At 55.3% G+C, this 12670-nt stretch carries 14 protein-coding genes; 1 reads left to right on the top strand and 13 read right to left on the bottom strand.

Annotation, left to right across the window (positions count from 1 at the left end):
* Positions 1 to 48 precede the first annotated feature (48 nt).
* The gene (locus ACE1BR_RS09735) at positions 49 to 1251 is read right to left on the bottom strand and encodes an acetate kinase (protein ID WP_374869742.1); all 1203 of its coding nucleotides are present in this window, start codon (positions 1249 to 1251) and stop codon (positions 49 to 51) included.
* 305 nt (positions 1252 to 1556) lie between these two features.
* Here ACE1BR_RS09735 and yfbV point away from each other — a divergent pair, with 305 nt between their 5' ends.
* Positions 1557 to 1997, top strand: a complete 441-nt coding sequence (gene yfbV / locus ACE1BR_RS09730) for a terminus macrodomain insulation protein YfbV (protein WP_374869740.1) — start codon at positions 1557 to 1559, stop codon at positions 1995 to 1997.
* Positions 1998 to 2151: 154 nt separating this feature from the next.
* Here the strand turns inward: yfbV and ACE1BR_RS09725 are convergent, their stop codons facing one another.
* The 12 genes from ACE1BR_RS09725 to ACE1BR_RS09670 form a co-directional block, all read right to left on the bottom strand.
* Positions 2152 to 2679, bottom strand: coding sequence for a rhodanese-like domain-containing protein (locus ACE1BR_RS09725; RefSeq protein ID WP_374869738.1), 528 nt, complete (start codon positions 2677 to 2679; stop codon positions 2152 to 2154).
* Positions 2680 to 2683: 4 nt separating this feature from the next.
* The gene (locus tag ACE1BR_RS09720; RefSeq protein ID WP_374869736.1) at positions 2684 to 3103 is read right to left on the bottom strand and encodes a MauE/DoxX family redox-associated membrane protein; all 420 of its coding nucleotides are present in this window, start codon (positions 3101 to 3103) and stop codon (positions 2684 to 2686) included.
* A gap of 147 nt (positions 3104 to 3250) precedes the next feature.
* Positions 3251 to 4612: an alpha-galactosidase gene (gene melA, locus ACE1BR_RS09715; protein WP_374869734.1), complete on the bottom strand. Its 1362-nt coding sequence runs from the start codon at positions 4610 to 4612 to the stop codon at positions 3251 to 3253.
* 9 nt (positions 4613 to 4621) lie between these two features.
* Positions 4622 to 5605: an ABC transporter permease gene (locus tag ACE1BR_RS09710; protein ID WP_374869732.1), complete on the bottom strand. Its 984-nt coding sequence runs from the start codon at positions 5603 to 5605 to the stop codon at positions 4622 to 4624.
* Positions 5602 to 6360 carry an ATP-binding cassette domain-containing protein gene (locus ACE1BR_RS09705; RefSeq protein ID WP_374869730.1) on the bottom strand — a complete coding sequence of 253 codons (759 nt, stop codon included), beginning with the start codon at positions 6358 to 6360 and terminating at the stop codon, positions 5602 to 5604. Before ACE1BR_RS09705 ends, ACE1BR_RS09710 begins: the two co-directional genes overlap by 4 nt.
* On the bottom strand, positions 6361 to 7371 hold the full coding sequence (locus ACE1BR_RS09700; protein ID WP_374869728.1) for a substrate-binding domain-containing protein: 1011 nt from the start codon (positions 7369 to 7371) through the stop codon (positions 6361 to 6363). It abuts the gene before it with no gap.
* 132 nt (positions 7372 to 7503) lie between these two features.
* Positions 7504 to 7761, bottom strand: a complete 258-nt coding sequence (locus ACE1BR_RS09695) for a DUF3343 domain-containing protein (protein WP_374869726.1) — start codon at positions 7759 to 7761, stop codon at positions 7504 to 7506.
* Positions 7758 to 8540, bottom strand: a complete 783-nt coding sequence (locus ACE1BR_RS09690; protein ID WP_374869724.1) for an acyl-CoA dehydratase activase — start codon at positions 8538 to 8540, stop codon at positions 7758 to 7760. Before ACE1BR_RS09690 ends, ACE1BR_RS09695 begins: the two co-directional genes overlap by 4 nt.
* Positions 8541 to 8549: 9 nt before the next feature.
* Positions 8550 to 9701, bottom strand: coding sequence for a double-cubane-cluster-containing anaerobic reductase (locus tag ACE1BR_RS09685; RefSeq protein ID WP_374869722.1), 1152 nt, complete (start codon positions 9699 to 9701; stop codon positions 8550 to 8552).
* A 414-nt stretch (positions 9702 to 10115) separates the two neighbouring features.
* A complete protein-coding gene (locus ACE1BR_RS09680; protein WP_374869720.1) occupies positions 10116 to 10748 on the bottom strand; it encodes a hypothetical protein in 633 nt (210 codons plus the stop codon).
* Positions 10741 to 11751, bottom strand: coding sequence for a uroporphyrinogen decarboxylase family protein (locus tag ACE1BR_RS09675; protein WP_374869718.1), 1011 nt, complete (start codon positions 11749 to 11751; stop codon positions 10741 to 10743). The genes ACE1BR_RS09680 and ACE1BR_RS09675 overlap by 8 nt, the downstream gene beginning before the upstream one ends.
* Positions 11748 to 12395: a B12-binding domain-containing protein gene (locus ACE1BR_RS09670; protein ID WP_374869716.1), complete on the bottom strand. Its 648-nt coding sequence runs from the start codon at positions 12393 to 12395 to the stop codon at positions 11748 to 11750. Before ACE1BR_RS09670 ends, ACE1BR_RS09675 begins: the two co-directional genes overlap by 4 nt.
* Positions 12396 to 12670: the final 275 nt, after the last annotated feature.

The raw sequence follows: 12670 nt of genomic DNA, 5'->3' as shown, positions 1-12670 counted from the left end.
GATCAGGAAAAGGCCGCCCAGATGGGCGGCCTCGAGTTACTGCGTCAATTAAGCGCCGACCAGTTCCAGCGCGTCGTGGGCAATCACCCACTCTTCATTGGTCGGGATAACCAGGGCTTTGGTAGAACCGGCCTTGGTGATCTCGCCACCCTTGCCAAAGCGTGCAGCCAGGTTGGCGTCGTGATCAACGTCAAAGCCCAGCAGACCCAGCTTGTTCAGGGTGATTTCACGGATAGGTGCGGAGTTTTCACCGATACCACCGGTGAAGACTACGGCGTCCAGACGACCGTCCATGGCGGCGGCGTAGGCACCGATATACTTGGCCAGGCGGTAGCAGTAAACGTCCATGGCACGCTTGGCTTCTTCTTTGCTGTCGTAGTTGTCTTCAACGAAACGGCAGTCGGAGGTGACTTCGGTCAGACCCAGCAGGCCGGACTCTTTGGTCAGCATGGTGTTGATATCAGCAACGCTCATGCCCAGCTTGTCGTGCAGGAAGAAGATGATGGCCGGATCCAGATCGCCGGAGCGGGTACCCATCACCAGGCCTTCCAGCGGGGTCAAGCCCATGGAGGTGTCGACAGACTTGCCGTTCTTGATGGCGCAGACGGAACCGCCGTTGCCCAGGTGGCAGTTGATGATGTTCAGCTCTTCAACCGGCTTGTTCAGCTGCTTGGCAGCTTCTAGGCTGATGTAGTAGTGGCTGGTGCCGTGAGCGCCGTAGCGACGGATACCGTTCTCTTTGTAGAGCTTGTACGGCAGAGCATACAGGAAGGCTTCTTCCGGCATGGTCTGGTGGAATGCGGTGTCGAACACTGCCACGTTCTTCTCGGCCAGAGCCGGGAATACGCGACGGGCTTCACGGATACCGATCAGGTGAGCCGGGTTGTGCAGCGGTGCGTACGGAACAGCTGCTTCGATGCCGGCAATCACGTCTTCGCAGATGCGCACGGAGGAGGTGAAGCGCTCGCCGCCGTGAACAACACGGTGGCCGATGGCGATCAGGTTCTTGGACAGTTCCGGATTGAGCGGCAGGATCTTGTTGACGATGAAGTCCAATGCTTCCTGGTGAGCGGCACCAGCGCCCAGATCGGCACTGCCTTTCTCGCCATTCAGTTTCCACTTGATGCGGGCGTCGTCGAGGTTGAAGCACTCGGCCAGGCCGGACAGCAGGTCATCACCGGTGGTTGCGTCAATGACAGCAAACTTCAGGGAAGAGCTGCCACAGTTAAGAACAAGAACCAGCTTACTCATGAATAAATCCTATCGCAGATTGGGTTGTGTAGGCGGATGCGTTGGACGCAGTGCGTCCAAAAACTTTCAACTTATCCTTATGAGGGTTGGCAATCTGTTGCTTGCCCCTTGTATAGTGATACAAGACCCGAAATCCAGACGTCCCTGACAGGTCAATAGCACGATGCTTTTGACGCAAAAATGGGCGTACAAAGGATAACCCGATTGTTGAAAAATAACAAAGTCATCCTCAACCTTTGTTACTTTACATCAAATTTTGTCGAGGTTTTGCCGTTGGTACGTTCAAAAAGCGCTCGGAGGTAGTAATGAGCATGAACATTTTTGGAACTAAGTTACAGCAAGGCCGCCATTATATGACGCTTTGGCCGCGCCGTCCCGAGCTCAATTCGATGTTTCCTGAAAATAGGGTGATAAAGGCTACCGAGTATGCGCTCAAGGTGATCCCTGCATTGGCGGTGCTGAGCGTCATGTTGCAGTTCCAGTTTGGTGAGCTGCACTACTGGCCATCCGTTATCACCTCGGTACTGTTTCTGCTTAGTCTGCCACTGCAAGGCTACTACTGGCTCGGTCAGCGAGCTGACACCCGCTTGCCTCCTTCGCTGGCGAGCTGGTATCGGGAGATCAACGGCAAGATGAATGAACAGGGAGGGCGTCGCCAGCTGGTTTCACAGCCCCGCTATGAGGAGCTGGCCGATACCCTCAATGCCGCCTTCCAGCAGCTAGATAAGTCTTTTCTCTACGAATAACCGGAGAATAGAAAGGGTTGAATATCACCTGAACAGTGAATCAAACATCCTCTGCTGAATAAAATGCCTCGCCTGCTATCGGGTAAGGCATTTTTTTGGCGTCGCGTGGCCCTACTCTCTGGCTGTGTGTTTGCTGACTTATCCTTGAACGGGTTTACTCGGCAGAGACCGGATAGCCAGCCCCTTTCCAGGCGAAAATACCGCCCGGCACCCGATAGACCTGTTGATAGCCCTGAGTCACCGCCCAGGCGGCTGCGTTGTGGCTGCGACCGCACTTGACGAAGCCACAGTAGATAACTACCGGGCGGGTTTTGTCTTCACCCAGCAGAGCTTGAAACTGTTCCGGGGTACCGTTTCCCTCGACGATCTCGCTCCAGTTGTCGCCCGCTTTTGCCTCTTTCACGAAAGCAAAGTTCTTGGCACCCGGGATATGCTCTTTTTTGTAGGAGTCCTCATAGGGCATGGTGTCGATGATCACCAGTTCCTCGCCCTTGTCCATCCGGGTCTTCAGCTCGGCCACAGTCAGCAGTTGATAGCCCCCCTGCTGCGTCTCTTGCGCCAGTTGTACTGCCGACTGTTCCAGTTTCACCTCTTGTTCGAACTGGTTGTCGCCGCAGCCACTCAGGGCAACGCTGGCGGCGATTAGCGAGGCCACCAGGGTGCAGGATCGCAATGTCATCATGTCACTACTCCTTTAGAACTGGAAAAACGGGGCGGGAGGTTAGCAGCAGAGCGCCCGCAAGCGTCAGTAGCAGCAGATCCCGCACAATGGCATCCGGCAGCGAGCTGAGATCAGCCTTGCCCAAACAGCCGCAAGAGATGTCGAGGCCGATGGCAACGCCATAGCCCAACACCGGAATAAACAGGGCGAGCAGCCCAATCACCAGCCACAGTCCCCAGCGCCGGTTGGCAATGACCGCGAGCCCGGCACAGAGCTCCAGGGCGAGCAGCCCCCAGGCCACCGGCGGGAGCAGCGACGGCCAGATCAGGCCGAAGGCGTCGATCTGCTCGACAAACAGGGCGGGGGATACCAGCTTGAACCCGGCCGAGGCGACGAAGAATCCACCCAATGCCAGATTGGCCAGCATGCGCAGCAACGCAGGCATGTTCTACCTCTTTATAGAGAGGGTAAATTCTAACAATTCCCGATTGAGCCGCAATGGCTAACCCCATGCAAGACCACATAAATCTCGATTTTGCGGGGGAAGGGTCGGTACTGGGCGTGAACGCCACAGTACCGACCCTTATTACAATCAGGCGAACTGGGGCAGCCACTGGCGCTGGGCGGCGTACATCTCGTCAAACATCTGCTGGATCTGCTCCAGGGTGCAGACGGTAGCGGTGACCGGATCGAGGGCCAGCGCGTAGCGGGCGGCATCGAGATCGCCGGTGAGGGCCGCTTGCACGATCAGCTCCTGCACCGCAGTGTTGCTCTTGCACAGGCTGGCGCACTGGGTTGGCAGCCGCCCCATCGCCTGCGGTTGCAGCCCTTTCTCATCGACCCAGATCGGTACTTCCACCACGCACTCTGCGGGCAGGTTCTCCACCAGCAGTCCCTCGGGCTGACAGTTGGCCAGGTTGCCGTTGATGCGGGTGCGCTCGCCGCTCACCATGGCGTGGATCAGCTTGGGCCCGTTGAGCATGTTGGGGGAGATGACGAACGGTTTCTCCCCCGCCAGCTGGGCGGCGATCTCCGCCTTGCCAGCAGCGTGGACCTGCTCTTCGAGGGCCAACAGATCCCAGCGTTGGGGCAGGAAGTGGTTGATCATCGCCTCGTTCTTGCGGAAATAGGGCAGATAGTCACTGCAGTGCCAGTGGTTCTCGGTACACCAGAGGCCAAAGAACTTCAGCACTTCGCAGCGCACGCCGTCCGCCTCGCGGGTTTTCGGATCATTCACCAGCGCCCGGATCTGCGGCTGCATATCCTTGCCATGGATGGCAAAGCGGGTGATCCAGGTCATGTGGTTGATCCCGGCGAACTCGTAATCCACTTCGGCCGGCACATCGTGATACATCAGGCGTTGCCAACGCTCCGGGGTGGAGGGGTGATCGACCCAGGGGCCGAGCCCCAGATAACCGGCCAGCTGGGCGACGGTGTAGCGCACCCCGTAGCAGAGGCCGATGGACTGAATGCCGCTTGCTTCCTTGGCTGCCCAGGTGAGGGGGGCCAGCGGGTTGGCGTAGTTGATGAAGAGGGCGTTCGGGCAGAGCTCCTCCATATCCCGCAGGATCGCCAGCATGGGCGGAATGTGGCGCAGGGCGCGGAAGATGCCCCCCGGCCCCATGGTGTCGCCCACCTCCTGGATCACCCCGTATTTGGCCGGGATCGCCATGTCCAGCCGCCAGGGGGCAAGGCCGCCCACCTGAATGGCGTTGATGACGAAGTCCGCTTGGCGTATTGCATCGCGCTGGCTGGTGCTCTGGCTCACCTGCATGGGGAGGCCGGATTGCGCCACCATCATGGTGATGAGGCGGTGGCTCTGGGTCAGCACCTCGGGATTGAGATCCATCAGTACCAGCTCGGTGCCCGCCATTGCGGGGTAGGAGAGCAGGGCCGAGACGATCTGACGGGTAAACATGACGCTGCCTGCGCCAATGATGGTGATTTTGCTCATCTCAGAACCTTATTTGAAAAAACGGGAACGCCAGCGTCCCTGTTGCAGTTGCAGCAGGCTGCCGTGGATCACCAGGGCGGCCAGGATCATGACGCCATAGACCAGCCGGGTCCAGAAGCCGTCGAGACCGGCGCTTATAATCCCCGCCTCCAGCATGCCGATGATGCAGGCACCAAACAGGCTACCCAGCAGGGTGCCTCTGCCACCCAGTACCGAGGTGCCCCCGATGAATACCGAGGCAAATACCAGCAGCATGTAACCTTGCCCCTGATTGGGCCACCAACTGCTCATCTCGACGCTGATCAGCACCCCGACCAGGGCAGAGAGCAGCCCCATCAGCATGAAGAGGCCGAGCCGCATCCGGTTGACCGGCACCCCCATCAGGCGGGCCGCCTCCGGGTTGTCACCGATGAAGTTGATGTGGTCGCCCAGCTCGTGATGAGCCAGCAGCAACCAGAGCAGCAGCGCTGCCAGCAGGCTCCAGAGAGCCTGGGCAGGCAACCACTCCCACACCCGCCCTGTCAGCAGGGTATGGAGCAGGGTATCGCGGATTGCGGGCAGGCTGATGGCCAGCCCGTCGGCCAGCACAGTCGTGAGGCCGCCGATAAAGAACTGGGTACCTATGGTGGCGATGATGGAGGGAATCTGGAACTGCACGATCAGCAGGGCGTTGAGCAGCCCGCACAGCAGTCCGCCCGCCATCGCTCCTATCAGTGCCAGCAGAGGTGACCCCGTGTGCTGGAACAGCCAGGCAAAGAGAAATCCCCCCAGTGCGATAATGGCCGGAAAACTCATATCTATTTCGCGGGCGATGATCAGCAGGGTCATGCCCAGCGCCAGCAGGATGGTCAGCGGAATGGTCGACAGCAGGGAGGTGTAGATCCTGCCATGGAAAAAAGTGACCGGACTGATGCTGGCAAACAGCCCCCACAGCAGCAGCAGGATCAGCCCGGTCAGCAAGGGCGCTCTGTTGGCAAGTAGAAAATGTCTCATTGGCTGCCCCTTCTGACGGCATCGAGCAGTGCTTGTTGCAGCGCGGGCAGAGTCATGTCGGCCTTGTGGTACTGGGCGACGATGGCGCCCCTGTCCATCACCACGAAACGGTCGGCAACCCGGTAGGCATCGGCCATGTTGTGGGTGATCAGCAGGCAGGCGCGCCCCTGAGCCCGTAACTGTTCGATAAAGTTGAGCACCTTCTCCACTTCGCCGAGAGAGAGGGCGGTGGTCGGTTCGTCCAGGATCACCAGCCTGGCATCGAACAGCATGGCGCGGCCGATGGCCAGCCCCTGCCGTTCGCCGCCCGAGAGCAGGCTGACCGGGGCATCGACGTTGGCGCCGATGCCGCGAAAGTTGAGCACTCGCAGCAGGTCGGCGGCACGGCGCCGCTCCTCCTGCTGATCGATGAAGCCCCAGCGATTGCGCAGGTGGCGCCCCAGAAAGAGGTTGCGCCAGACGCTCTGTTGCCCGCCGAGGGCACCGCTCTGATAGACGGTCTCGATACCGAGCCGACGGGCCATGGGCACATCGTAGCGCTCGCCATCGACCGTTTGTCCCGCGATGGTCAGGGTGCCACTGCCGAATGGCTCGGCACCGGCAATCACCCGGATCAGGGTCGACTTGCCTGCACCATTGTCACCAAGCAGGGCGACCACTTCACCGGCCCGTTGCTGGAAATGAATATCCCGCAGGGCGTGCACCGGGCCGAACCATTTGTTCAGCCCGTGCAGATCGAGGGCCATTGGCGCCATTTAGCGCACACCTTTGGCCGCCAGCGGGGCGATGAGACCAATGTTGTCTTTGGTGACAAAACCGGCTCCGGTGTTGATGTCCAGACCGGCGAAGCCGTAACGCTCGCTCAGCACCAGCTGGACCACAGAGAGGTAACCCATCAGGTAGGGTTGGCAGTCGGCGACCAATTGCACATAACCGGACTGGATCCCGTCTGCGGTAGCGGGGGAGAGGCTGAAGCCGCCGACAAACAGCTCACCCGGTTTGATGGCCGAGTTGCGCAGGAAGTTGCCCATTTGAGCGGTCAGGGCACCGTGATCCACCAGCACCATTTTTGCATCGGGGTGAGTTGCCAGATAGGAGGTGATGACCGGGGCGCCCAGAGTCGGATCCTTGTCCACCTCTTGCGAGATCTGGATGAAGTCGACCTTCATGCCCGCCTCTTCCAGGGTCTTGATCAGGCCGATCGTCGAGTCGCTGCGATTAGAGACATCTTTGAGGCCCCACACCATGGCGCGGTCGCCCTTCTTCAGATTGCTGCGGCGCAGGGCCTCTTTGGCCAGTTTTATGCCGCGGGTAGCGTTGTTGTCGCCCACAAAGCCAAACCCGTTCGCCTGTTCGCTGGTCATGGTGCCATAGAGTTCGGTATCGACCGAGGTGACCTTGATCCCCTTGGCGATAGCGTCGCTGATAAGCGGCTGGTAGGCGCTGTCACCAGGCAGACCAATCACTACGATACCGGTGGGCTTGGCGGCCACCGCCTGTTTGAAGTTCTCGATCATCTTCTGCGGCTGCCAGTCGGAGTAGACCAGGCGCAGGTTGACGCCCAGATCTTCAGCCGCTTGTACCGCGCCATTTTGCAGCACGGTGACGTAGGATTCACCGACCGGGCCACCGGCATCAAACCAGATGGTCATGTCTTTGCCGGAAGGGGCTGCGCCCGCTTGGGAGGCTAGCAGGCAGCTGGACATCAGCAGGCCGGTCAGCCAGCGTTTGGCGGTGTTTTTTTTGCCGACGTGAATGTTATTCATCTTTTTTCTCCATAAGGTAAACACGGGCGGTACAGAGTGCGCTGTGTGACACAGGCAATCCGGATCGCTGAATAAATGTGGTGATGGTCACGGCCTGGTGCCGGATGGTTCTACCTGCTTGGGTGTGTGAGCTCAAGAGGCCGGGTAGCGGGCCAGCTCCTGATAATCGCCGTCCGCTTCGCAGCGAAAGACGGCCGCCGTTTCACCCTGTTGGCACCAGCGTTGCCACTCATCTGGCGGGCAGTGCAGGCGAATGGCGAGGCCACAGCCGGCGCTGAGCTGGCGCGGCACGTTGCAGACCCGAAAGAGGTGGGGCTGCTGCTCCAGCTGCTTGCGCAGCCGGACCGTGCCGAGGGTGGAGTGGAACAGGTAGAGGAACTCTTCGTTCATGATTTGCCTCCCGCCATGGCGCGCGCGCCGAACAACGCTGCCCCCAGCGCACCGGCAAACTGGGCGTCGGGGTGTGTCGTCACCTCGCAGCCCAGCCCTTCGGCCAGATAGTGGCGGAAGGTGGCGCAGTGGCTGACGCCGCCGGTGAACAGCACCGTCGGTCTGGCGCCGAGGCGGCCGATGAAGTTGGCACTGCGCCGGGCCATGGATTTGACGATGCCGGAGAGGATCGACTCGGCCGGAATGCCCGCCGAGCGCAGACTGATCGCCTCCGACTCGGCAAACACGGTACACATGCTGCTGATGTCGTGGGGCTCGGCCCCTTGCAACAGCTCGTCGAGTTGCTCGACCCGTGCACCCAGAGTGCGGGTGATCACCTCGAGAAACCGGCCGGTACCGGCGGCGCACTTGTCGTTCATCAGAAAGTCGGTGAGGTTGCCGTCACGGTCCAGCTGGATCACCTTGCTATCCTGGCCGCCGATGTCGATGACGGTATGTACCGACGGGCAGAGCAGGCGGGCACCCAGCCCGTGGCAGGAGATCTCGGTAACCCGGCGATCGGCAAATTGCGCCAGATCCCGGCCATAGCCGGTCAGCGTCAGATGGGGTCGTTGGGGCAGCTCGGCCGACAGTTCGGCCCAGCCTTGCTCGATGGCTGCCAGCGGACGAAAAGGGGTTGGCACCAGAAAACGACGGACAATACGTCCGCCGTCCCGGCTGTCAAACAGGATCCCTTTCGTTGCGGTGGAGCCCGAGTCAATCCCGATTGAGAGAGACACGGGAACTCCTTATAGCATTTCGATAAAGGCTGCCAGACGAGTAGCCAGTTGTCCCCGGTCGGCGTTGGAGTAGTCGGTCTCCACTGCCATATAGGGGATGCCATGACGATCGCGAACGTGGCGTTTGATGGCCAGCGACTCGACCGCATAGGTGTGGCAAGCCTGCAGGATCACATCGATCACCCCGTCAGCCTGATACTCCTCCACCATCTGGCTGAGCAGGGTCATGCGCTGGTGGTTGGGGGAGATGCAGGAGCAGCCGATGGCCAGATACTTGTCGGTCAGGGCATCGTAGGGGTCACCCTCTTCGCTGACACAGCGTTCGGTCGCCTTGGCACCGGTGCAGTTTTCATAACCCACCACCCAGCCACCGTGCTCCTCGATGAGTTGTACGACCTTGTCGGCCGCGCCGCCGATGGGGCAGCCGGTGATGAGGATGCGGGGGCGGGCATCGAGTCGTTTACCTTCGGCGTACTCGGCCTTGATCCGGCTGGTCATCTCCTGCAACTCGCTGATGAGTTGCTCCTTGTCGAAGCGGAAGGTGGCGCCATAGACCACCTTGAGGATATCGGTACCACTCAGCGCCGGGGGATTGAGCTGGCCGAGCCGGTAGAAGCCGGCCAGCGCCTGCCGCTCACGGTTTTTCAGCACAATGGCTTCGTGCAGCGCCTGCTCGGTGATGGGTTGACCAAACTGCTGCTCCAGCACCTCTTTGAAGCGGAGGATTTCGCTGCGCCACAGGGTGCGGGAGGCATCGTCATCGGCGCGGTTGGGCAACTGCATCACGTGCACCGGTTTGAACTCGCCCATGTACTCGTACATCTTCTTCTTGCCGTCGCAGGTGGTTTCACCCACGACTAGATCGGAGAAGTAGAAGTAGGGGCACTTGTCGGTTTTGGCAAAGCCGTAGCTGCTCTTGATCAGCGGACAGAGGTTGCGGGGCAGATCTTTCTCCGCCTCTTCCATTGTCTCATCGCTGGTGGAACAGAGCGACACCACCACAGCACCGGCAGCCATCGCCACTTCCTGGGGCATAAAGGTGCAATACGTTCCGACCAAGGGGATCTGTCGCTCCTTGAGTGCCATCACAGCCAGAAAGCCCTGACGACGGGCATCTGAAAAACTATCGAAAATGGCTGGCAACTCGGTGATCAGTGACATAAGCGATCCTGTCCTGGTGGAAAAAAAGCACGAAAAAGCCGTCCGAAACGGCCTTTCCAACGGAGCAATTCTACCGACCGACAGGCAGCGAAAAGTGAGCAAGATCACAGGGATTCATAAAACACCTTAATGATGAAAGGGTTATTTGTTGTTGATGTGATACCGAGTGAAATCGCGGGGGAGGGCAAGTAACGACAGTGTTATAGGTATGCGAGTGACAAAACCGGACCGGTAAAGGGGGGACTATATGAAGAAGGTTGTGAGACCGAACCAAGCAAGGTGGTAAAACAATTTGGGGGCGTGTTCCGGGGTAGGGGCGAATGCATAGGGTATATGCTTTTCAGGCATATTCTCAGACCTGATGCGGGGATGGCGAGAACCTGATTCCTACCCCAGAATGTCATCAATACAAAATCATAAGCACCTGTTGCTTCTTCTTGATGCTTGTTTATTTTCACACGGGTTTTCACAATCCTTGCATCGGTTAAATTTTTTCTTGCGGGTAGCCAAGCTGAATTTTACTCCGACACTTTTAATAGGGGATAGTTGATAAAATGGATTGATTGTTATCTTGTCAATGTTGTTAAAGGAATCAAATATAACTTTTTGGTTTTCTATCGGGAAGTTTTTTGATGCTGGGTACACTTCATCGCTGACAAATTTTTGGGTGTCACATTCTATGTTTTCAATAATTGCATCCTTGATAGCATCAAGTGCTACGATGGCCGCTTTATCTAAAATCAGGGCGTTCATCATCTCTTTTTTAGTGAGGTAGGCTCTTATCTCTTCCTCAATTAATTCACCAACAGTGTAAATTGCAAATGCATAATCATGGAATGTTTTATATTCATATTGAATATCCAGCAAACCTTCTATGCCCAAGATGATTGTATCTATTTTTTGCAGTATAGGGAGAGGAGCCTCCCTACCTGCATAGCCCAAAAACTTCAAAATAGTGTCTTTATTACTTGTCACCTTGCCACTTATATAATTGGCCTCTATAGAGGCTGGTGCTCGCTGTTTTAAATGGATGTCATGGTTAGTCATAGTTTGCACTTTTCGCTATTTCTATAACCTTTTTGAGGTTTACTACAGGGGTGTCATTTAAACAATCGCAGCCCAGACCACATAAAAAATTATTATAATTTTTCATTTTTCTTTTTAAATGTTTGGTTTCTTTTTCAATTTCCTGAAGGGTGCCTCTCCCAACAAGGTCGACTGGATCCAGATTACCAATGAGAACTATGTCGCTTGGAATTAAAGGGGCGATTTTCTCGTAATCTAGACATTGATCCAAACTGAGTGCGTCGATATTACATTTTAAAATTGAATCAAGTAAAAAAGTAGTATCACCACAAATATGCATTCCCTTCCAGCATTTCATCTCTTTATATATTGTGTTTAGATTGGGGGTCACATACTTTGCAAATCTTTCCGGGCTGAGGGTGACTGCTGCCGGTTCTGATAATGCTATATAATTTGCCCCCGCCTTCTCACAAGCCAACACGTATCTTTTGATAAGGTCTGTGGTAAATTTCAGGATGGTTTCAACAAACGCCGGGTTTCTGATGATCTCCCCCAAGAGATGTGTCGCCCCTGCCATCTGAACCGCCAGTGTAAAGGGGCCGAGCACAGAGTCATAGACCGGCTTGTCCATATTTTCAGATAACAATCGGATGCTTTCAAGATTGGTAGGCATCCTGGCATCTTTATAGGGGTCTAGAAATTTTATTTTTTCAATATCTTCGATGGTTTTGAATGGATGATTTAAAACACTGGGGAAATCATCATCAGGTTTTAGTATTTCCATCTCTAGTGCTTCACAAAAAACCATGCCATCACATGCGGTATAAACAAAATCACCATCAAAAACCTCATCCATTTTTTTAGCCAGCTCAAGCTGCTTTAATGGATTCTGGTAAACATCATATAATGTGCAACCGCCAATCAATTCTAATCCATTGGTTCCCATGTCTGGAATAAAAAAGCCACGGGCTTCGCTGTTTATATACTCCAGCATAGTCATGTTTTGCCATGGTTTGTTTTTCATGAAGCATTCCCTAACATTAAAAATTTAACCAGTTTGACTGCATCGATAGCATTTTTAGAGTATCCGTCAGCGTTTATTTCCTTGGCATATTTATCGCTGATACAGCCACCGCCAATGATGATTTTAAACTTTCCCTTTAGATCTGAATTATTAATCGTGTCGATTACATCTTTCATCTTACCCATGGTTGTGGTCATCATGGTTGAAAGCGTAATAACATCAACGTTATGTTCTTTAGCTGCACGGATAATGTCATTAGATGTTTGGTTTATGCCTAAATCGATGACATCAAAATTTGCAGCTTCAAACATTATTTTGACGATATTTTTGCCGATTTCGTGGAAATCACCTTCTACTACGGCGATCAGTACTTTAGGCCCATTTACTTTTCGCTGACCACCTTTTCCTCTTAAGAAAAGAATTCCTTTATTAAGCGTGTCGGCACAAACTATCACCTCGGAAACATAATATTCATTGGATTCAAATTTTCGGGTTACTTCAAGCATGCCATTGTTGAGGCCAATCTCATAAATATCCTCCATAGGGATGCCTTGATCAAGGGCCTCTTGTAATATCGTCTCAATATTATCTTCATCCATATCAACAATGGCGCAGGATATTTTTGTTAAAAGCAAGTTTGCCACTTTAAACCTCTAAATTTTTATAAAGTCAGGTTTACCACATGAGCTAGCGCTTGGGATGGCGTTCTCATTTTCCTGAGTTCATGGGAGATCTATTCTCCGTAGTCATATTTTCATTGCCGCGACCAAAATGGAGCTGGTTGCCAAGTGGAGCATATTAGCTTGTCGAATGAAAAACAGAAGCGAGACATGGCAAAAACTGGGGCTGTCTCAAAAATGATTTGGCAAATGGTGGTTTTATGTTCTTCTTGTTAGTTCTGTCATGAAAAATAGCTGGG

The organism is Aeromonas sp. MdU4, assembly GCF_041929505.1.
Taxonomy (GTDB): Bacteria; Pseudomonadota; Gammaproteobacteria; order Enterobacterales; family Aeromonadaceae; genus Aeromonas.
The sequence above is the reverse complement of the archived record's forward strand: the minus strand, read 5'-3'. Positions and strand labels throughout refer to the sequence as shown.